The organism is Methylomagnum sp., assembly GCF_054333355.1.
The window spans coordinates 1-20,731 of sequence record NZ_JBTEKS010000036.1 but is presented as its reverse complement, the minus strand read 5'-3'; the positions used below and the strand labels follow the sequence as shown (position 1 = coordinate 20,731).

Here is a 20,731-nt window from a genome sequence, read left to right as displayed (position 1 = left end):
GGAATACATGCCCGACAACCACTGGATTGAATAACAGAAAAAATAGGGTAAGGCAGTGCGCGACCGTAAAAACAGCTTTTTGGGGCGGGGCTGGGGGTTTCCGCCGACGTTCGACGCGGCTTCATCCGGGGTGCGGATGGTCGAAGCCGATGCGGACATTCGCCAGAGTCTAGGCATTCTTTTTTCCACGCTGCCGGGCGAGCGGATCATGCTGCCCCGCTATGGCTGCCCGCTGCACGCGCTGGTGTTCGAGGGCGTCAACGATACCCTGGTGACCCAGCTCGAAACCCTGCTGGCGGACGCCATTCTTTATTTCGAGCCACGCATCCGGGTGGACGCCATTAACGTCAGTCAACACGCCCATGCCGACGGGCTGTTGTTCATCGAACTCGATTACACCGTCATCCAAACCAATACCCGTAGCAATATGGTTTATCCGTTCTACCTCCTCGAAGGCACGAACGTGCGTCGGCTCGATTGATTCGGCCATGCACCGTGACAACGAACGCCCGCAAGGGGTGAGTTCCGGGACCGGCTCGACGCAGCAGCGGCGTTCCGGCTCCGCCCTCGATCCGGGTTACGCGCCGGTGGACGGGCGTTCCCTGCCCGATCTCATGGTATTCGCCACCGGGTTTGCAAAGCTTTTGGCCTATCATGAGCCGGACGGCCATTCTGCGGATCGCGACTGGTCGAACTTCTTTGCCTTCGACATGAGTTTCCTGCTGGCGGAAATCTGCACGGTCGATCTGGAGCTGGAAAGCTCGCAGGTGCTGGACCTGGAGCGCCAGTTGACCGGGGAGGCGGACGGCGACCTCCCGCTGGACTCGAAAGCCTTGCAAAAAGAAGCGCTGAAGGCGTTCTACCGGGCCACGCAGCGCATCGACGGCTGGCACCGGCGCACGGTCAAAATCGCCGAATGGGTGAACGACGGCGCGACGATCCAGGTGACGCTGGAATCGGTCATCAAGGAAGACCTGCGGCGGCATTACCAGTCCTCATACAGCCGGCAGCCATGGCATAACTGGCTCGATGACTGGGCCGCCGAGGATAACTACGAATTCGGCCCGCTCTGGGCGGAACGCACGGCGGACGAACGGGAGCCGCCGGCCTCGCCCGTGGAGCGCCTGGTCAGCGCCCTCAATGCCACCAACAAGGCCAGCCGTCCGCTGGTGGAAATGGCCCGGTCCATGTTGCGGGATTCCCTGGAGCGACCGGACCATCCGCCGCACACGGCCCTGTACATCGCCTTCCTCAGGCTGTTCGATCAGGTCCGCGCGGACCTGAACCGCTTCACCGGGCGCCATCTCGATTATTACTACCGCACCGTGCTGAAGCTCCGGGAGCGCGACAGCCAACCGGACACGGCCCATCTGTATTTCCAACTGGCCAAGCAGGTCGGCGACTTCGAGCTGAAAGCCGGAACCCTCCTGCGGGGGGGCAAGACGGCGGACGGCAAGGACATCCTGTACGCGGTGGACGAGGACACCTGGCTCAATAGAACCCGGGTGGCGGCCTTGAAAACCCTGTACGTCGCGGCTTCCTCCGGGGGCGGTTCGCGGCGGGTCACGCATATCCTGGCCTGTCCCTCCGCCGCATCGGAAGACGGCTTGGGCAAGCCCCTCAAGTACCCGGACTCGGGCTGGCCCACCTTTGGCCGCGATGTCGCCAAGCGCAGCCAGGAAAGCGCCGAAGCGCTCCACGCCCGGCTCGGGCTGATGATCGTTTCCCCCGTCCTGCTGTTGCAGGAGGGCGGGCGGAAAATCACCCTCACGTTCAGGTTCGCCGATGCCGACAAGCTGGCTGCAGCCATCCAGGCGTACCGGCAAGCGGCGGAGGCGGCCGGGTATCTGAATCGGAAGGCCTCCCCCGGCGATGACCCGGCGGGAGATCAGGCGTTGCTGAACGACGCCTTTCTATTGCAATTCAGCGGCGCAACCGGCTGGGTCGCCGTCGAACGGTTTGAATTGCGCCGCCGCCCCTCACCGGGGAGTGATGCCATGGACCTCGAATTCGCCTTGAAGGCCGTGGACCCCGCCGTCGTCGAATGCCGCCGCGCCAGCCACGACTTCGAGACCAATCCGGCCCGGCCCGGCCTGCGCTTTCTGCTGAATCCCGCCGCCCGCGTTTACGCCCACAGCTTTTTCAAGAGCCTAGTCATCGCGGAGGTGGCGGTGCGGGTTGAGGTCAAGGGACTCGCGGCGCTCCGGCTGCAAAGCGGCGTCGGTCCCATCAAAGGGGACCAGCCGTTCCAGCCGTTCGGCCCGCGCCCCCTGCCGGGCACCGCCCTGGAAATCGGCCACTGGGAATTGAGCCAAAAGCCGCTGGCGCAAGTCACTTTGAACATCGACTGGCTCAATCTGCCGGGCGATTTCGGCGCCTACTACCGGGCGTATTGCCGGAATATCGACAATGCCAGCTTCAAGGCCCGCTTGCTGGCGAAATCCGAGGGGCGGTGGCAGGAGGTTCACCGGGAGGTTTTTGAAGCGCCCGGCCAAACCCCGTTCCGCCTCTTCGAGCAGGCCGGGGAAGCCAATCAAACGCTGTCGCCGAGAAGAATCCTGAGCTTCGATTTCCCCCAGGCGCTGCCGGTCCCCACCAACGCCGAGCGGGGCCAATCCGGCGACCTGCCGCCACCCTACGCATTGCGCTTGGAATTCGCCGAGCCGCTCTATGGCTTCGGCCACGAGATTTATCCCCAGGCGGTGGCGGAAATCGCCCGCGCCAACCTGGCGGCGGCGATCCGCGCCATCAACGCGCCCAAACCGCCGCCCGACGCCGGAGACGCCCAACCGGACGCGCCCGGCGTGCCACTCCTGGAGCCGCCCAACCCGCCATTCGTGCCCTGGACCCAGGCCGTATCGGTCGATTATGTCGCCGCCGAGCGCCTGGCGTTGGCGCAGAAGCCGACTCCCGGAACAGCCAACTCGCAGCGGCTCCGGGTGTTCCGCGTTTCTCCCTTCGGCTACTCGGATGGCAACCAGAACGTGGAGACCCTGTTCACGTCCTACGACGGGGAGGGTTATCTTTGCATTGGGCTGGCCGATCTCGATCCGCCCCAAACGGTCACGCTGCTGTTTCACCTCCGGGACAGCTTCGACCCCAACCAGTTCGACGAGTCGCCGGAAGACGCGGACCCCCGGGATAGGGTCGTCCGCTGGCACTATCTCGCCGACAACCGCTGGCGAGAATTCGCCAGGCCCGCCCTGGTCAAGGACACGACCGCCGGGTTAATGCGTTCCGGTATCGTCAAGCTCCGAATCCCACGGGAGATCAATAACGGTAATGTCGTGATGCCGGCGGGCCTGTTCTGGATTCAGGCGAGCGTCGCGGAGGAGGCGGAAAGCCGCCCCCGCGCCGTGAGCATCTACACCCAGGCGGTCACGGCCACGCGCCATGCCGACGATCCCGCCGACATTTCGGGCGGCCTGCTGCCACCGGGCACGATCAAGGAATTCGCCAAGAAAATGCCCGCCATTGTGGGCGTGTTCCAGCCGTTTCCCACCACCGGCGGGCGCACCAAGGAATCCACGGAGCAATTCCGGGTTCGGGTCAGCGAGCGGTTGCGGCACAAGCGGCGGGCAATCCAGCCCGGCGATTACGAGCGCATCGTGTTGGACGCTTTCCCCGAGGTGGGGCAGGTCAAATGCATCGCCTGGAACAACAGCCAGGGCTATCGAACCGATCCGGTCCCGCCGGGCAAAATCGTGCTGGTGGCGGTCCCGGTCAGGAAGCAGGGCGACGCCTGCCATGAACCCGGCCTGCCGCAGCACGTCCTCTCCCAGATACGGGATTATCTGGCCCGCTATGTTTCGCCATTCGTCCGGGGCATTCGCGTCCGCAACCCGGTGTATGAGCGGGTCAAGCTGTTCGCCGGGGTCAGATTCGCCCAGGGCACGGAAATCGGGCCGGGCGTGCGGCGGCTCACGGCGGAGGTCGAGGGGTTTCTGGCGCCCTGGCGTCACGCCGCCGGAATTCCGCTGGAGATCGGCCAAGGCATCGGCCAAGGCTACCGGGTGCAGCGGTTCATCGAAAACCTGCCCTATGTGGAGCAATTGACAAGCCTGACCCTCCTCCAGACCTACCGTCTGGGAGACCTGTATTGCGGGGATTATTGGCCCCCGGAAGCGGGGCGGAAAGGCTTGGACCGGGACGCGGCGGATCAACCCATTCTGGCGTCGGCGCCCTGGTCGGTGCTAGTGCCCGCCGATAGCCATGATTTCGTGGTGGTGGACGGCGATTGGGACGCCGAGGCGGCGGCGAAGATCAGCCCGGTGGGCATCGGCGATTTGCGGGTGGGGGACGATTTGATCGTGGGCGGTTAGTTAGGATGTGGGCGAAAAAAATTTCCCGAGGCCGAGAAGCCGGCGGTTGTGGGAGTGGCCTTCAGGCCACGACCCGGCGCGGTATTGTCGCGGCCTAAAGACCGCTCCCACGGTGATTCGGGGACGTTATTCGCGGTCATATCCTTGGCGCGTTTTCACCGGGCGGGTGCGGTTTACCTTCTTTTTGAATCAGCGAGGAATCAAGTCCATGGCAATGCAAGTCTGCATGGGGGCCATGATGCAATGCAGTTTCGGCGCGGCGCCGGGCGCGTTGATGGTCTTGCCCGTGAACCGGGTCATGACCGGCTCGCCTGCGGCCACCATCATGGATTCGGCGCCCCTGGTGAATATTCCGCCGTTCGGCATGTGCAGCAGCCCCGCCAATCCCACCGTCGCGGCGGCGACGGCGGCGGCCATGGGAGCGCTCACGCCCATGCCCTGCATTCCCAATACGCCCGCGCCCTGGGTTCCCGGCGCGGCGACCGTGTTGATCGGGGCCATGCCAGCCCTGGATGACGCCTCCAAGCTGATGTGCCTGTGGGGGGGCGTAATCAGCCTGAATTTCGCGGGACAGGCGACGGTGCAAGTGCCATAGGGCGCGACGGCGCGCATGGGCGTCGAACGCGGTTGAGTCGGCGGCAATTACGGCGAGTGGCCATCCGGTGATCCGAGCGTTATGCCGGGCGGCGGATTCGGCAGTGTTCGGCTCACCGTTACGGCGGCATTCCGAGTCCAGGAGCCGTTTTCCTTGGTGATGCGGCTTTCCACCCGCTTCACCAGCAGCGCGAAGGGCCGTTCGCCCTCGTAAGGTTCGGCCCTGGCGAGAAACAGAAACTTCTCCTGCTTGAGCGCTTCTGCGGTCGAGCGGTATTCGATCCAGCGCTCCTGGTATTGGTTGAGGCTGAGCATCCCGGCAATCACGGCGATCAAGAAGCCCACGCCCCCCATCGCCAGCGCGACATAGTGGGAACCCTCGGCGAATCCCGACAGCAACGGAATGCTCGAAGCGGCGATGATTTCCAGGGAACGCAAGCGCTTGAACCACGTTTGCATGATCTGGCCCTTGCGGTCATACCAATCAATTTGGTCCTGGAGCCTTTGTTCCAAGTAGGCTTGGACCGTGATGTTCCAGCCCGAATCTTCGGCATCGTAATGTCCCGCACCAATCACCGGCCTCAGGGACACGTAGGCGCTGATATAGCGCCCGAACTCGCCATCCCTGGTCAGCGGCGCATCGGCGACCACGGGTTCGGCCAGCGATGCGGACTCCCCGCCGGGAACAGTGCCCGGCATTTCGTCGGCTTCGGCTTGGGACGGTTCGGCGGGGGCGGATTCCTCAACCGGAGCGGATGGCACGCTCAGAGCTTCGCCTCGATCCATGGCCTGCGCCGGTTCCGGGAGCGGTGTTTCGACGGCTTCGGCTTGGGGCGGTTCGGCGGGGACGGGTTCCTCAACCGGGGCGGACGGCACGCCCAAAGGTTCGCCTTGGTCCATGGCCTGCGCTGGTTCCGGGGCTAGCGTTTCGGCTGATTCCCCTGGTATCTGGGGGACTCCGGGCGGTTCGGCGGAGAGCGCGGGGGCTTCTTCCACGGGCGGAGGCGGCGGTTCCGGCGGCAGAATATCCCGTTCGATCACGGCCCGGATTTCCTCCGGGGTCATATCGTCCGGGAAAACGATGGTCCCTATGCCTTCTATGTCCACTCGGGGCATGGCTTACCTCCGGTAGGCGAACGAGCCATCCGCATTCGGGACCAATTCGCCCTTTGCGGCCTGAGCGGGTGCGGGAGCCTGCGGCGGCGGTTGGATCGGCGGCGTAGGTGAAGGCTGAACCGGCGGCTGTGCTTGGATCAACGGCTCAACCGGAACTTGAACCGGGGATTGCGTCTGGGCCGCGGACTGAACCGGCGGTTGTGCTTGGACCAGCGGCTCAACCGGAATGTGAGCCGGGGTTTGGGTCTGGGCCGCGGGCTGAACCGGGGGTTGCGCCTGGATCGGACACGGGACCGGAGATTGAACCGGGGTTTGCGCTTGAGCCGGTTCGGTGCCGGGCCGGGCGTTCGGGACCACGGGGCCAGGTTTGGGATCGACGACGAAGGGCTTGGTTTCTTCGATGTGGCGCTTGAACTCATCGAGGAGGCGCTGGAACTCCTCGTAAGGCACGGCGGATTCCCGGAGTTTATCAATCTGATTTCGGCAGTCGTCCAACTGGCGTTCCAGAGCCTCGATCCGATTTTTCAGCCCCCGGATTTCTTTTTCGTACGCCTCGACATGGCATTTCAAACCCTCATCGAGCGCGAAGGAGTCGATGACTTCCGCGAAATGGGTTTCGTTCGGGCGCTGGCCGTTTTTGAAAAACTCTTTTAAATCCGCCTTGCTCTTGCTCATTGCACCAGTCTTCAGACGTTGCTAAGGATGTGGCCGAAAACAATTTCCCGGAATTGGCGGGCTGCCCGGTCCCGCTCCCTTCGACTCCGCTCAGGGAACGAACCGGACAGCCCAGCGAAGCTTAGAAACCGCACGGAATCTGCGGGGTGAAGAGGCTCGGTGGATGGTTACACAACCGATTCCGCCGTTCAAGCGGATGGGGCGGGATGTAAAGAGCGGCGAATAAACCTTGATGTAGTACATTTGGTCATGTTCGCTTCCCAGGCTTCCCCATAGCCTTCCAGAGTCAGTCCCACCAACCACATTGGGTCATTATGGTATCGGCACAGCACATATCTAGGCAGGCTCCCCCATCGGCAGGCATGGATTATCACCATCTTCTGAAGGAAGGCATCCGGCTATGCCAGCAACTCGCGGGAGATCACTGGACCGATTACAACGAACACGACCCCGGCGTCACCATCCTAGAGCAGTTGTGTTACGCCTTGACCGATCTCGCTTACCGCACCGGCTATCGGGTCGAGGACATGCTCGCGGAAACCGGCGCCCTCCGCCACCGGCCCGGCCAGGATGTGCTGTATCCCGGCGACCAGATACTCACCTGCAATCCCCTGACCATCGACGACTACCGGAACCTGATTTACGACCAGGTTGATAACGTCGACAACGTGTGGCTGAAACCCGTGGAGTCCCATCCGCTGGGCATCCACGGCCTGTATAACATTTTTGTCGAGGCCCCGGACCTGGGATTGGATCGGCGCAATCTGGAGGAACAGGTGCGGCGCGACATCCAAGGCCTGATGAGCGCTCACCGCAATCTGGCGGAGGATGTGGAAAGCATCCGCCTCCTGAAATCCTTCGGAATCACCGTCAGGGTGGCGGTCGTGATCGGCGACGACGCCAATCCAATCGACGTGCTGGCGAAGATCATGATTAGCCTTCAAGAGAGCTTCGCGCCCGATCCGAAACTGACGCCGGTCGATGTGAGCCTCGGCGCGAACATTCCGCCGGACGAGGTTTTCGTCGGGCCACGGCTCGATTACGGCATCGCCAGGGACGGCGATTTGAAGGACCTGCCACGGGAGATTGCCGTGGGGCAGGTGAGAAACACCATCCTGGCCGTGCCCGGGGTCAAGTACGTGAAAGACCTTGACATCGACGAGGCCCGGAACGGCATCGTGAGGTTGCCGCCGGACACGGTGCCCCACTTGCATCCTTCGATTTCCCGCCCGTTGCCGCCGGGCGAGGCTTATCGGATCGAAGTGAGGCCGGAAGGCGGCCAGCCGGTCGAAATCGACGCCCGGCGGCTCTGGAAAAAGCTCAAGGCCTATTTCGACGAGCGCAAGGACGCGACGGCCTACGACTTCCTCAAGTTGGAACACAGCGCCTACCTAAAGCCGACCGAGGGCACCCCCCAGAACATCGGCCACTATTATTCGATCCAGCATCAGTTCCCCATGGTTTACGGCATTGGCCGGTACGGCATACCGGAGAGCCGCCGTGCCGAGCTGCCCGGCGGCGAGGCCGGGGACGCGGCCTCGCAGCGCCGGCGGCGGTTGGCGGAGGCCCGCCAACTCAAGGCGTACCTTTTGTTTTTCGAGCAGCTGCTGGCGAATTACCTGGCCCAGTTGGCCCATGCCGCCGACCTGTTCTCCCTGGACCCCACGCTCGACCGGACCTATTTCTCCCTGCCCCTGGCCCATGTTCCGCCGCGAGGTTCGGACCCGCCCGACGCCATCGAGGTGCTGCGGCGGAGCCGCAACATAACGCCCGGACCGGGCCGCTTTTCGATTTGCATCATCGACGAGCGGCCTTCCGTCGGCGAGGGCGGGCATTCCATGGAAATCCTCCTGCGCAGCCGCAAGATGGCGAGCAACGAGCAGGAATTCCTGCGGCTCGGCGACGCCATCATCGCCGCCGGCAAAGACCCGGACAATTATCAATGGGACTCAGCGTCCGACGGCGACATCCGGCTAGTGCTTCTAGACCCCGGCAAGCACGTCCTCGCCATCGGCGCCGCCCACTTCGTTTCGGTCGAACGGGTGCGGGGGGAGGTCCGGTATTTGACCGGGTTCATGAGTCGGCTGGAGCGGGACGCGGGCTTGCGCCGACGGTACGTGGCCAAGGTTCACCCGAAGCAGTCCATCGGCGTGCGGGTGGTGGACGACAGGGCGCGGGTGCTGCTGAGTTGCTCGGATTTGCCCGACGAAGCGGCCCGCGAAGCGCGGGTGCGGCAGATTCTCAAGAACGGCCTACGGGAATCCAATTACGCCGTGGTCCAGCACAGCAGCGGCGAACTGAGCGTGGTGCTGCGGGATTTCGCCACGGCGGAAATCATCGCCCGTGGCGAGAAACGGCTGGGCGCCGAAACCCAGGCCCACGAGGAAATCCGGGAGCTGGTGGACCGGCTGAAACGGCTCAGGGCCAACGCCCCGGTGCCGGACACGTTTATCCAACGCCTGCCCGACCATCCGCAGAACGCCGCCCGGCAGGTCGTCGATGATTACGCGCGCAACCTGGAACGCCTCATCAGGGACCCCGATGCCCTGTTCCTGCGCCGCCGCGAGCGTTTCCTCGACCATCTCCTGGCCCGCTTCAACGAGGAATTCGACGATCTGTCCCTGTCCCGCCTGGACCCGAGGCCCTATCACAAGAAGGCCGATTTCTACCGGGAATCCATCCGCTGGAAGACCGATTTCCTGGGGCGGTATCCCGCCTTGAGCGGTGGCCGGGGCAGGGGACTCGATTATTGGCGGGCAGGGGACGAAGCGGCGGACGACGGCCCCGCCGCCGGGCAATCACAGCGGCCCGGACAGCCCGGCTGGGAAAGGCGGTCGGGTTTGGAGCAGCGGCTTTATTTTCTGCTCGGCTTGCAGGGCCATATCGACGCGAACGGGGGCTACGCCCCCACCGTCAGGCCGGTGGCGACGGACGGCGCCCCGGCCTCGGAGGATTGCCGCGAGGACGAGGACGGCGGCGCGGACCCGTTCGTCGGCGAATGCCTGTACGTGGTCGAACACATCCTGCTGCGTCCGCACACGCCCGCGAAGGTCGGTTTCTGGGGCCACGACATCTTCAATGGCAAGAGCTTGTGCCTGGAGAGCCGGGACCGCGACCAAGTGTCGGCGAACCGGCGGCTGGAGGCGGTGCTCAAGGAGGGCGTCTCTCCGGGTAACTACCGGATTCTGCCCGATCCCGAGGGGCCGGGGTACAGGCTGGCCCTGACCGCCGACCGGGGCCGGGGCGAGGTCATCGCCCGGGGCCGGGCTTGCGCGGACGAGGACGCGGCGGAACAGGAGAAGCTGGCCGTGTCGGCGCACATCGCCCGTCTCGCGGAGTCTTCGGAACTGCGCCGGAAGTCGCTCAAGCCCCACCAGCGGAAGGACGATTTCTATTCGTTCCGCCTCAGCGTCATGCTGCCGAGCTGGCCGACCCGGTTCCGGGAGCCTGGGTTCCAGCAGTTCGCCGAAAACACCGTGCGGGAGAATTGCCCGGCGCATCTGGCCTGCCGCTGCTTGTGGCTGAACCGGGCGTTGCTGGAAGACTTCGAGACGGTCTACGGGGAATGGGAAAGACTGAAGACCGAGCCGGGCGGCAATCCATCCGAGACGGACGATGCCGCCGAGGCGCTCAGGGCGTTCATCGAATGGCTGGAAGCGCCGGCAACGGAACGGGAGGCCGGGATTCCAGACAAGGTCAGGGACATTAAGAAGAAGGTGGCGCGTAGGAAGCCCCCGTTCCGGGCGGTTCCGTCGCGTTAGGATTTGCTCGGAAATATACTCGAAATAGCCACAAACTGAACTTTTTAATCCCCCTCACCCCAACCCTCTCCCAGGGGGAGAGGGGGCAAGATGTTCAGTTTGTGGATGAACGCAGTATAACGTCCCGGAAGTTGCGGACGCCTGGCGCGGACCATTCAGGCGAATACCTTGAACACGCGCCGGGTTTCGGCCCCGCCCCCGGACGGGTTCCGGTGGCTCTCGGAAGGCGCGTCATGGCTTTGACCCGGCCCGCCGCTGCCCGTCAGCCATGACTGGCCCGGAGACGAATCCGGCAGGCGCGGGAGGCGGACCAGGAATTCGCTGCCCCGGCCCCGCCCCTCGCTCACCGCCCAGATGGCGCCGCCGTGCATCGCCACCAGGCTGCGGACCAGCGAAAGGCCGATGCCCAGCCCGCCCTCGGCGCGGTCGAGGGTGCGGTCCACTTGGTAGAACAACTCGAACAGGCAGGACAGCGCCGCCGGGTCGATGCCCCGGCCATTGTCCCGCACCCGGATCAGAACATCCTCGTGGCTTGGCTCCACCACCAGCATGATCCGCCCGCCCTTGTCGGTGTACTTGGCGGCGTTGTTGAGCAGGTTCGACACCACCTGGGCCAGCCGGACCCGGTCGCCTTCCACCCGCACCGGCTCCGGCGGCAGGCGCACGGTCAGTTCATGGCCGCGGGCGTCGATCAGGGGGCGGCTGGTTTCCACCGCCCGCTGCACGATGTCCGCGAGGGCCAGGGGTTCCCGCCGGAGTTCGATCTTGCCCCGGCTGATGCGGGACACGTCCAGCAGATCGTCCACCAGCCGGGCCAGGTGTTCGGCCTGCCGGTCGATCACATCGCGGCACCAGGCGATCCGCGCCGCGTCCAGGTTGGTCCGCTTCATGATCTGCACGGCATTGCGGATGGGCGCCAGGGGGTTGCGCAATTCGTGGCCCAACAGGGCGAGGAATTCGTCCTTGCGCCGGTCGGCTTCGCGCAGGGCCTGCTCCGACTGGACCAGCGCCTCGGTGCGCGCCCAGACCCGTTGCTCCAGGGCGCAATTGGCCTGCTCCAGTGAGAATTGCGCCAGATGCTTCTCGGTGATCTCCGCCGCCAGTTCCCGATTGACAAGCGCCTGATGGTCCTTGGCCCGCCGCAGGTCGTCGAGCAAGTCGAGGTTGGCGAAGCGCAGCCGCAAGGACTCGGTCACGGCCAAGTGTTGGCGCCGGGAAATCATCCCCATCATCACGATGTAAAGCAGCATCATGCCGCTCATGCCCATCTGCACGTCATCGCCCGCCCCCGCCAACCGCACCACGAACGGCAACAGGGCCGGTCCCAGGAACATGGGGTAGGCGTTGCGCACGGGAGACAGGGTGGCGATGGACCCCGAGGCCATGCCGGCCAGGACGAAGGCCAGGAAGAGTTGATGGAGATGGCTCTGTTCCACGAAGAAAAAGAACCCGGCCACCCCCCACAGCAGGCCGTTCGCCAACACCCCGCTCAGGAAGCGCCGCTTCCACTGGCGCGATTCCTCCGGGGGCGGGTGGCGGCGCAGGTAGGCCCGGCGCAGCCCGAAGCGGCCGAGCGCGACCAGCGCGCAGGCCAGCAGCCAGCCCAGGAGCAAGGGGGGCGGGACCAGTTTCCAGAGTATGAAAACCAGAATGGCCGCGTTGGCGAGGGTGGCGATGAGGGCCGAGGGGGCTTGTTCATACAGCAACCGGACCTGGGCGGCGCACACTTCCGGTTCGTGACCGTTCTTATCCGGGCGTGGGTCGGCGGTGGACATGGCCGTTGGGATAGGAAAAATTACGTAGGTGCCAGGGGTTCTACCTCAACTCACAAGGCAAGTCCACCGTAATCAAAGGGTTATTTCTGGGGCGTCCGCCATCTTCCGGGGTCTTCGCCGCCGCCTGAAAACGCTTCCTAACGGCCCTGTCACCCCGTGCGTCACCGCTCTCCGTCAACGCCCCAGGAAAGGGACCGCACGGCACCCTCCAATGGCGCGTTTCCCGTGAAGGATTCCTGCCTCGACATAACGAGAAGAACCAGATTGTTGACTGGAAGCCGCTGGCCGCCGCTCAGCCTAGATAGGCCCGCCCTAGCTTCAACATGTCCTTCCGCGCCGGCAACTGGCTGCGAGGAATATAGCCAAACAAAACAATCCGCTGGATTCCGCTTAGCGACGTGACCTCGCTCATTTCGAGGGTCTCGGACGATGCGTTCTTGACGTTGCGGTAATCCAGGCTCGCCCGGAACGGCGCCAGCGCGAGCCATTGATCGGCGTCGTTCAGGACGGCTTCGACGTGTTGCAGGCTTTCGGTCAGGCTAAGCTCGATGCCGCCGAAGTGGCCCAACTCCTCGTCAATGAGGGCGATGTCCGCTTCCAGGGTGGCCACGTCCAGGGTGCCGGGTTTCGAGGACAGGAGCTTGCGCCGCAGAATCTGGCGGGTCCGGGCCAATTCGCCGCGCCGGAGCCGTTGCGCCGCGATTTTCTCCACGGCGTTTTGCAACAGGAAATCGAAGCCCAGCCCGGCCAGTTCGGTTCGGGCGGATTCCTCGCTGTCGCTGGACGCGAGAAAGTGGTGGTCCTCGAACGAGATGGCGGTTTGCAGCACGTCCCGCTTCAGCAAATCGCCGTCCAGTTCCATGCCCAGCGTCCGCTTTTCTTTTTTGGCGGTGCTTAACAGCCCGTAAATATTGTCCGGGGGCAGGCCGGGCCGCTGCTCCAGATATTCCCGCACGGTTTGGAAGCGGCCTAGCACATCGGTCATGTGTGCCGCCGAGGCGAAGATGGCCCGCAAGCGGGGGTCGTGGCCGTAGCGGTCGGGGCTGATTTCAACCGGCGGCGGCAATTGGCCGATCAAGCCGTTGACGTGGCGCAGGGCGTGTTCGACGGGTCCGCGCAAGCGCTTGCCGTAGTTGCCGAGTGCCCGCAGCCGATGATCCGTTTTATCGACGGCCCGTTCGATGGCGTTCTTCAGAACTTCTTCCAGCAAGGCGTCATCGGGGTTGGGGTGGGATTCGAAGATGGACCTTAGGAAACGCAGCATGGACCTTGAATTTCGGGGATGGGGACGGCGGGACGGGGCGTTCGGAGGGGGTATTTTAAGGCATTAAGCCGCGCCGCTTTTGAAAGCCCCGTGGAGGCGGTGACGAAGGAGCCGCATCCTACGGGCTAGGCCACCGCCTAAATTAATAGAGAATTTTTCATATTTGGTTCACGGTGTTCACGTAGGCCGACTCGGTTTGCGAAACCGATTCGGCCTTTCTCGCCGCCGCACACTCATGTTGAAAACGCCCTAATGGCGGTGACGGGCTAGGCGCGACTCAACTCAGAGGGGACATCATTCCTTGCCGATCTGGTAAATCTCTTTCTCGTTGTCCTCAATGATTTTGCCGGTGGCGGCGTCCACTTCAATTGCGGTGACAAACACCCCCGCCGGATGACGTGGGCGGGGGTGATTGGGGCGTCGAGGCCCGATCTTTAATCGAACATCACCCTGATGCCCGCCCAGCCGCCGATGGGCGCGCCCGGCCCCAGGAAGCGCGAGGGCGTGCCGCCCTCCGCCGCGCCCGAGAAGAAGTTGCGGTTGACCACCCCGAAGTTCTCGTACTTGGCGTCGAAGACGTTGTTGGCCATGGCGAACAGCTCCACGTTCTCATGCGCCCGGTAGCGGGTGTGGAAGTTGACCACGGTGTAGCCGGGCACCTGCGGCAGTTGGTTGTTGTCGTCGCCGCGCAGGTATTGGCTGGAGGCGTATTGGAGATCGCCGCCGAAAAACCAGCCGGTGAGGATTTCATACTCGGCCCCGAACTTGACGAGGTTCTGCGGGATGCTGGGGATGTGGTCGCCGGGCGAGACCCCGACCGGCCCGAGGGCGTTCTGCAAGGTGGCGAAGCTCTGGTAGCTGGCGTCGATGAAGCTGTAGTTCATGTACCAGTTGAATTTCTCGTAGCTGCCCTGTAGCCCGAATTCCACGCCCTGCCGGAGGGTCTTGCCGACGTTCTGGAAGAAGCCCCGCGAGAGGCCGCCCGCGACATTAGTGAACAGGATGTCGTTTTCCAGTTCGGTGCGGAAAAACGCCGCGTTCCATTTCACCGCGTCCAGCAGCTTGCCGCGCAGGCCCACCTCGAAGGTGTGCGAGACCACCGGCTTCAAGGGCGGGTCGGCCACGAAGCTGTTGGGCAAGGAACAGGGCGCGTTGGGGTCGGCGCAGGTCAGCTCCACCGGGGTGGGCACCCGGAAGCCCTCGTTGTAGTTGCCGTAGAAGGTCAAATCCTGGACCGGCCCGCCCTTCACATCCAAGGCGTCCAAGGGCTGCACAGTGAACCCGGCGGAGGGGTTGAAGCGGTTGAAGATGTGATGCCCGGCCAGGGAGGTGCGGTCGCCGGTGTCCTCGTTGGTGCCGTAGCCGCCCAGGTCGATTTCCGCCCGGTTCCAGCGGCCCGAGGCGGTGACGTGGAGCCAATCGGTGAGGGACAGGGTGTCGGTGCCGAACAGCCCTAAGTATTGGTTGGTGCCCCGCGCATGGGTGACGAGTTCGGCGTCTTCCAAAGCCACCGTGCCCCGGTCGGCGGTGAACGCGGCTTCCTGCTCCGACTGGGTGAAGTCGGTGTGGCCGAAGTCGTAACTGGTGCCGACGGTGAAGCGGTTCTTCAAATCGAACACGTCGCCCAGATAGCTCAACTGCGCCTGTGCGCCGGTGCCTTGCTGGACGCTGCGGGATTGGCGGTTGACGGCGGAGGGCACCAATTCTCCTTCCTCGTCCCGGCACTCGGCGAAAGTGGCGAACTGCTCGCAATCCTCGCCCACGTCGCCGTTGAAGGTCTCGATGGTGTTGCTGCGGTAATAGGCGTTGCCCGCCAGCAGCCAATCCTTGGAGAACTCGTGGCTGACCTTGAGGTTCAGGAAATTCAGGTCCGGCTTGGTGATGTCGGGCCAGGTGTAGACGGAGGCGCGGTCGGCGGCCAGCATGTCTTGCGGCAGGGCGCCGTTGCCGGTCAGCGTGTTCTTGGCGAAGGTGTAGCTCAAGTCCACATCGGTGGTCTCGTTCTCCCAGCCCACCTTGAGGAACATCTGATGCATGTTGCTATGGGAATGATCGCGCCAGCCGTCGTTCTCCAACACGTTGCCGGTGAGGAACCAGTCGAACTGATCCTTGGAGCCGCCATGCTCGAACTGGAAATTGTTGCGTCCGAAGGAGCCGCCGGAATACTGCGCCCGCGTGCCGGGATGGCTGAACCCGCTCTTGGTGCGGATCGACAGGGCGCCGCCCAGGGTGTTGAGGCCGAACAGCGGGTTGGAGCCGGGCAGGAGGTCCAGGTTGGCGATGGCCGATTGGGGGATCAAATCCCAGTTCACGGTGTCGCCGAGCGGCTCGTTGACCCGGACGCCGTCCTGGTAGACCGACATGCCGATGGGCGTGCCGATCAAGGGCGAGGCGCTGAACCCGCGATAGGTCACGTCCGGCTGGAAGGGGTTGCTCTGGGCATCGTTGATGTTGACGCCCTGGAGATTCCGGTTCATGAAGCGGGCCAGGTTGAGGGATTCCTGCTTGAGCATCCGCTCGTCCTCCACCGATTGCACGTTGCCCGGCACCTGCTTGAGCGAAATCCCGAGGCTCGGCAGCGGGGTCACGCCCACCACTTCCACCTCGTCCAGTTCCAACTCCCGCGCCGGGCTGGCGGAGCGGGGTTCCTGCGCCTGCGCGGAAAAAGTGGCGAGGATGCCCAGAGCCAGGGCGGAGAGGCGAGGGATTCCGGCGGCGGGATTCTCCCGGACAGGGTTTCTTGTTTGGATTTTCTTAGTCATGGATAAGTCGATTGGCTTATTGAATATTTGTTTTCAATGGGAGTTTTGGTGGAATGGTAAGGGAAGCCCCGAATACTCCCTATAGGAGGATTTCCCGACTATGGCCGGGAAATCTTCCCGAGGTTTTTAAAATAAGGATATGGCGGGGATTAACTTTCCGATTCCCGTAGGCTTAATCCGAGCGATGGCGTCGGGCATGAGTACATGCCCGACCTACGGCGCTTGCGAATTAGGTCAGCTCTTGATAACCCCGAATTGATAGGCCAGCCGCACCAGTTCCGCCGTGGAGTTGGCCTTGAGCTTGTCCTTGATGAGGCTGGCGTAATTGGACACGGTCTTGTAGCTGAGCTGGAGTTCCTCGGCGGCTTCGCGGGTGTTCAAGCCCTTGGCGAGCAGGCAGAACACGTCGAACTCCCGGGCCGAGAGGGAATTGAGGGACACCAGGGAATCGTTGCGGGCGACGCTTTGAAAGGCCAGCTTCTGGGCTAGCCCCGGCTCCAGGAAGGTGTCGCCCGCCGCGATCCGGGCCACGGCGTCCACCAGCATCTCCGGGGCGCAACTCTTGGTGATGTAGCCCTTGGCCCCGGCTTCCAGGGCGCGGGCCACGTAGACCAGCTCGTCGTGGATGCTGAACATCAACACCTTGGCGGACGGGTCGCGCCCGAGGATGCGCCGCAGGGCGCCCAAGCCGCCGATGCCGGGCATGTTCAGGTCGATGACCGTGATGTCGGGTTGGTAATCCAGGTAGAACTGGCAGGCCTCCTCGCCCCGCGCCGCCTCGCAGACGACGTCGATTTTCCCGGTCTGGGACAGCAGCAAACGATAACCGGCGCGGACCACGGCGTGGTCGTCCACCAGCATGACGGTGATTTTGGCACTCATAATTCAGGTTCTCTTTGGCTGGGAATACGGATTTCAATGACCACGCCCTGGCCGGGCCGGGCGTCGAGCCGGAAGCGCCCGCCAAGGCCCGCCACCCGCTCGCGCATCCCGGCCAGGCCAAAGCCCCGGCGCGGCTGGGCGGAGGCCACCGGGCTGAAGCCCCGGCCATCGTCCCCAATCCGCAGCACGATGTCGGCGTTGGCCCCGCCGCCTTCCAACCCCAGTTGGATCGACACCCGCCGGGCCTCGGCGTGCTTGACCACATTGGTCAGCGCCTCCTGGACGATGCGGAACAAGTGGATGCGGGCGTGCCTGGCCAGATCGTCCACGCCGGGTTCGCAGGCGAATTCCACGGCCAAGCCCGGATGGCTGTTGCGCCAGTCCTGCACCAAGTCCTCCAGGGACGCGGCCAGCCCCAGATCATCCAGCAAGCTGGGCCGGAGCCGCCGCATCATGCCCCGGAACACGCTGAACAAGCGGTCGCACATGTCGAGGATATACCCGACGGCTTCCCGGTTCTGCTCGCTGCCTTGGCGGAGGGTGACGGCCATGACTTTGATGGCGGTGAGGGACTGGCCGAGTTCGTCGTGGAGTTCGCGGGCTAGGTGTCGCCGCTCCTCCTCCTGGATCACGATGGATTGCTGGATCAGGGCGTGATTCTCGGCCTGGGATTTCTCCAAGACGGCGGCCATGTGGTTGAACGCCTCGGCGATGCGGGCGAATTCCGGCAGGGAAAAGCCCGGCAGGCGCTTGCCGTAATCGCCGTTCTCGATGCCTTCCAAGCCTTGCAGGATGGTCCCCACCGACCGGAAGGCCCGCCCCACCGTGACATGGACCACGCCGTACACGGCCCCGGCCAGGGCCAGCAGCAACAGCAGGAAGCCTTCGGTCTCCCGCCAGGCCTCGGCGATTTCGTCGTCGGCGTCGGCCTCGATGAGGATGGTCAGCGTGCCGCCCCGGCCATCGGGCAGGCGTTGTTCCAGCCCCACCGGGTCCGGCGCGGTGGCCCAGTGGAACCAGCCGGGCACGGCGGTTTCGGCGGCGCCTTCCGGGCCGGTGAGGTTGATCGGCTCGGGCGCCGCGCCGGTCACGCGGATGCGCAGGTGCCGGGTGTGTTCCAAGCGGCTCAATTGCATCAGCCACTCGGAGAAGGGCCGGCCGGCGCTGCGGGTCTCGGCGAGGCCGGCCTCGATGAGTTGCAGGGCCAGATTGACGGTGGAGCCGATTTCGCCCTCCACCGAGCGGCGGGCGTTGTGGACGGCGACGGCGGACCCGATGCCGACGATCAGCAGCATGGTGAGCGCGATCATCAGGTTCAGCCGGAAGCGGAGGCTCATACCTTCATTGTGGATTCAATAGGGATTATCCCGACAAAGTATTGGGAGGCTCCCGGCAGGTCAATACTTTTCAAGCCGTTTCGGAAAAAAAGGAAATTTTCCTGAACCTCGGCACTGATTTAATGGGTTATTCCGGGAAATGCCTCTCGGTTTTTGAGGGGCGGTTCCCCGATTATCTTTGGGTTCCCTTCCGTTCTTTTTGGGCAAGGCGGTGAGGCAGAATCCCCGTCGCCAAAACAGCGGCCCCACTGCCATCGGGCAGCCCTGAATAAGAAATCCGCATAGGAGGAAAAACCCATGCAAACGCGCAAGCTGGCGGCGGCCATCGGCGCCCTGCTGTTCACCACCGGCCTCGCCGCCCTGCCCGGCACGGCGGCGGCCAACGCCGATTTGGACCGGCTGTCCCAGGACGACCGCAACTGGGTCATGCAGGCCAAGGACTACAGCGCCCCATTTCAGCAAACTGACCCAAATCAACAGCCGCAACGTCAAGGATTTGAAGGTCGCCTGGACCTTATCGGGCGGGTCAGTTCTTCGTCGGCGCGACCCTCAACATGTACCCCGGCCCGAAGGGCACCCTGGGCCAGGTCAAGGCCATGAACTCCGTCACCGGCAAGATGGCCTGGGAAGTGCCTGAAAAGTTCGCGGTGTGGGGCGGCACCCTGGCGACGGCGGGCGACTTGGTGTTCTACGGCACCCTGGATGGCTACATCAAGGCCCGCGACTCCCGCACCGGCGAGTTGAAATGGCAGTTCCAATTGCCCTCCGGCGTCATCGGCCACCCGATCACCTATCAGCACAACGGCAAGCAGTACGTCGCGATTTACTCCGGCGTGGGCGGCTGGCCGGGCGTCGGTCTGGTGTTCGACCTGAAAGACCCGACGGCGGGCCTGGGCGCGGTGGGCGCGTTCAAGGAACTGGCCCATTACACCCAGATGGGCGGCTCGGTGTTCGTGTTCTCGCTCAATTAACCGCCAACGATGTGGGAGTGGGCTTTAGCCCACGACTGCTCGCGATGTCACCAGTCGCGGCCTGAAGGCCGCTCCCACATGCCCCCTACATAGGAATTTTGATCTATGCGTTTCAAGCGCCTTGCGCTACTGGCCGTGCTGTTCCCCCTATTCGGAACCGGCCCGGCCCACGCCGCCGAACCCCTCAAGGTCTGCGCGGCGGAAAGTGAACTGCCGTACTCCGACAAGGACGGCAAGGGCTACGAGAACCAAATCGCGGACATCCTGGCCGAGGAGCTGGGCATGACGGTGGAAAACGTCTGGTGGCAAGACCCCCGCTATTTCATCCGCGACCAATTGGAGCGGGGGCTGTGCGATGTGGTGATCGGCGCGGATTCGGACGATCCCCGGCTGTTGACCTCGGCACCCTACTACCGCTCCGGCTATGTGTTCATCTACCGCAAGGAAAAGGGCGTCAAGGTGGAGGATTTCGACAGCGAATTCGTGACGAAGGCCAAGCAAATCGCCTTCATGCCGGACACCCCGGCGGAAACGCTGTTGAAGAAGGTGGGCCGCTACTACGACCAGTTCAACTACCTGCAATCGCTGGTGGGCTTCAAGGCGCGGCGCAACCAGTACGTGCGCTACGACCCGGAAAAGCTGGTCAAGGAAGTGGAATCCGGCAACGCCGACCTCGCCGTCCTGTGGGGACCGCAGGCGGCCCGTTACGTCAAGGCGTCCGGCGGCAAGCTGGAGATGCGCGTCGTCCCCGATAACCAGACCCGCGCCGATGGCGAGAAGGTGCCGTTCCACTATTCCACCTCGGTGGGCGTGGCGAAGGACGACACAGCCTTGATGGAAGCCATCGACCGCGCATTGAAGAGCCGGGCCAAGGATATTCAGGCGTTGCTCAAGGCCGAAGGGATTCCGCTGTTGCCGCTGGACGAGGGCAAGGCCAAGGCCCAGGGCAAGGCGAAGAAGAAATAACGATGCCTCCGGCGGGCTGGCAGGCCGGACTGGACAAACGGACCCGGTGGGCGGGCGACAAGGAAGCCACTTAGGCTTTTCAAGCACCCCGCAAACACCACCTTCCTTGGCACCCCGAAACCGGGTCCGTGGACCCAGCCCGGCCCGCCAGCCCGCCGGAATAGCCCGTTCCCACGCGGCGCGTCACGGCCATTAAGTTAAGAGAACCAAGTGCTGCGACCGCTGGAGTCCGAACTTTAGTTTGGGCGTTTTTTCAAACGCTTACGCCCATGCCCAAACTAAAGTTAGAACTCCAGACCGGCGTAA

The 20,731-nt window shown here is 63.9% G+C and carries 13 protein-coding genes and 1 pseudogene; 7 read left to right on the top strand and 7 right to left on the bottom strand.

From position 1 onward, the window contains the following. The first annotated feature begins 55 nt into the window (after nt 1–55). The 3 genes from ACXWUF_RS04995 (at nt 56) to ACXWUF_RS04985 (ending at nt 4,917) form a co-directional block, all read left to right on the top strand. The gene (locus ACXWUF_RS04995; RefSeq protein WP_458493563.1) at nt 56–481 is read left to right on the top strand and encodes a GPW/gp25 family protein; all 426 of its coding nucleotides are present in this window, start codon (nt 56–58) and stop codon (nt 479–481) included. A 7-nt stretch (nt 482–488) separates the two neighbouring features. Next, entirely contained in the window at nt 489–4,322 is a 3,834-nt protein-coding gene (locus ACXWUF_RS04990) for a hypothetical protein (protein WP_458493562.1), read from the top strand. Between the two features lie 208 nt (nt 4,323–4,530). After that, complete coding sequence (locus tag ACXWUF_RS04985) at nt 4,531–4,917, top strand: DUF4280 domain-containing protein (protein ID WP_458493561.1); 387 nt, start codon at nt 4,531–4,533, stop codon at nt 4,915–4,917. A 47-nt stretch (nt 4,918–4,964) separates the two neighbouring features. Here the strand turns inward: ACXWUF_RS04985 and ACXWUF_RS04980 are convergent, their stop codons facing one another. Together ACXWUF_RS04980 and ACXWUF_RS04975 are read right to left on the bottom strand one after the other, a co-directional pair. Then, on the bottom strand, nt 4,965–6,032 hold the full coding sequence (locus ACXWUF_RS04980; RefSeq protein WP_458493560.1) for a DUF4231 domain-containing protein: 1,068 nt from the start codon (nt 6,030–6,032) through the stop codon (nt 4,965–4,967). Nucleotides 6,033–6,035: 3 nt separating this feature from the next. Next, nucleotides 6,036–6,707 carry a hypothetical protein gene (locus tag ACXWUF_RS04975; protein ID WP_458493559.1) on the bottom strand — a complete coding sequence of 224 codons (672 nt, stop codon included), beginning with the start codon at nt 6,705–6,707 and terminating at the stop codon, nt 6,036–6,038. Between the two features lie 362 nt (nt 6,708–7,069). On the opposite strand from ACXWUF_RS04975, the gene ACXWUF_RS04970 reads away from it, so the two are divergent. Then, entirely contained in the window at nt 7,070–10,468 is a 3,399-nt protein-coding gene (locus ACXWUF_RS04970) for a hypothetical protein (RefSeq protein ID WP_458493558.1), read from the top strand. A 155-nt stretch (nt 10,469–10,623) separates the two neighbouring features. On the opposite strand, the gene ACXWUF_RS04965 is transcribed toward ACXWUF_RS04970, so the two are convergent. From ACXWUF_RS04965 to ACXWUF_RS04945, 5 genes are all read right to left on the bottom strand, one after another. Beyond that, nucleotides 10,624–12,243 carry a sensor histidine kinase gene (locus ACXWUF_RS04965; RefSeq protein WP_458493557.1) on the bottom strand — a complete coding sequence of 540 codons (1,620 nt, stop codon included), beginning with the start codon at nt 12,241–12,243 and terminating at the stop codon, nt 10,624–10,626. A gap of 292 nt (nt 12,244–12,535) precedes the next feature. Beyond that, on the bottom strand, nt 12,536–13,507 hold the full coding sequence (locus tag ACXWUF_RS04960) for a hypothetical protein (protein WP_458493556.1): 972 nt from the start codon (nt 13,505–13,507) through the stop codon (nt 12,536–12,538). A 434-nt stretch (nt 13,508–13,941) separates the two neighbouring features. Further along, complete coding sequence (locus ACXWUF_RS04955; protein ID WP_458493555.1) at nt 13,942–16,269, bottom strand: TonB-dependent receptor; 2,328 nt, start codon at nt 16,267–16,269, stop codon at nt 13,942–13,944. 234 nt (nt 16,270–16,503) lie between these two features. Beyond that, nucleotides 16,504–17,151, bottom strand: coding sequence for a response regulator (locus tag ACXWUF_RS04950; RefSeq protein ID WP_458493554.1), 648 nt, complete (start codon nt 17,149–17,151; stop codon nt 16,504–16,506). Then, nucleotides 17,148–18,488, bottom strand: coding sequence for an ATP-binding protein (locus tag ACXWUF_RS04945; RefSeq protein WP_458493553.1), 1,341 nt, complete (start codon nt 18,486–18,488; stop codon nt 17,148–17,150). The genes ACXWUF_RS04950 and ACXWUF_RS04945 overlap by 4 nt, the downstream gene beginning before the upstream one ends. Nucleotides 18,489–18,785: 297 nt before the next feature. Here ACXWUF_RS04945 and ACXWUF_RS04940 point away from each other — a divergent pair, with 297 nt between their 5' ends. The 3 genes and pseudogenes from ACXWUF_RS04940 to moxJ all read left to right on the top strand — a co-directional run bounded on the left by ACXWUF_RS04940 (nt 18,786) and on the right by moxJ (nt 20,425). Further along, a complete protein-coding gene (locus tag ACXWUF_RS04940) occupies nt 18,786–19,088 on the top strand; it encodes a hypothetical protein (protein WP_458493552.1) in 303 nt (100 codons plus the stop codon). After that, nucleotides 19,001–19,459: pseudogene (locus ACXWUF_RS04935) on the top strand (PQQ-dependent dehydrogenase, methanol/ethanol family); the annotation flags it as partial. The gene ACXWUF_RS04940 and the pseudogene ACXWUF_RS04935, both read left to right, overlap by 88 nt. A 105-nt stretch (nt 19,460–19,564) precedes the next feature. Beyond that, nucleotides 19,565–20,425 carry a methanol oxidation system protein MoxJ gene (gene moxJ / locus ACXWUF_RS04930; protein ID WP_458493551.1) on the top strand — a complete coding sequence of 287 codons (861 nt, stop codon included), beginning with the start codon at nt 19,565–19,567 and terminating at the stop codon, nt 20,423–20,425. Nucleotides 20,426–20,731 lie beyond the last annotated feature (306 nt).

Coding starts and splice junctions, on each gene's coding strand:
- ACXWUF_RS04990 (WP_458493562.1), top strand. CDS start 489: ATGCACCGTGACAACGAACGCCCGCAAGGGGTGAGTTCCGGGACCGGC.
- ACXWUF_RS04985 (WP_458493561.1), top strand. CDS start 4,531: ATGGCAATGCAAGTCTGCATGGGGGCCATGATGCAATGCAGTTTCGGC.
- ACXWUF_RS04980 (WP_458493560.1), bottom strand. CDS start 6,032: ATGCCCCGAGTGGACATAGAAGGCATAGGGACCATCGTTTTCCCGGAC.
- ACXWUF_RS04975 (WP_458493559.1), bottom strand. CDS start 6,707: ATGAGCAAGAGCAAGGCGGATTTAAAAGAGTTTTTCAAAAACGGCCAG.
- ACXWUF_RS04970 (WP_458493558.1), top strand. CDS start 7,070: ATGGATTATCACCATCTTCTGAAGGAAGGCATCCGGCTATGCCAGCAA.
- ACXWUF_RS04965 (WP_458493557.1), bottom strand. CDS start 12,243: ATGTCCACCGCCGACCCACGCCCGGATAAGAACGGTCACGAACCGGAA.
- ACXWUF_RS04960 (WP_458493556.1), bottom strand. CDS start 13,507: ATGCTGCGTTTCCTAAGGTCCATCTTCGAATCCCACCCCAACCCCGAT.
- ACXWUF_RS04955 (WP_458493555.1), bottom strand. CDS start 16,269: ATGACTAAGAAAATCCAAACAAGAAACCCTGTCCGGGAGAATCCCGCC.
- ACXWUF_RS04950 (WP_458493554.1), bottom strand. CDS start 17,151: ATGAGTGCCAAAATCACCGTCATGCTGGTGGACGACCACGCCGTGGTC.
- ACXWUF_RS04945 (WP_458493553.1), bottom strand. CDS start 18,488: ATGAGCCTCCGCTTCCGGCTGAACCTGATGATCGCGCTCACCATGCTG.
- ACXWUF_RS04940 (WP_458493552.1), top strand. CDS start 18,786: ATGCAAACGCGCAAGCTGGCGGCGGCCATCGGCGCCCTGCTGTTCACC.
- moxJ (WP_458493551.1), top strand. CDS start 19,565: ATGCGTTTCAAGCGCCTTGCGCTACTGGCCGTGCTGTTCCCCCTATTC.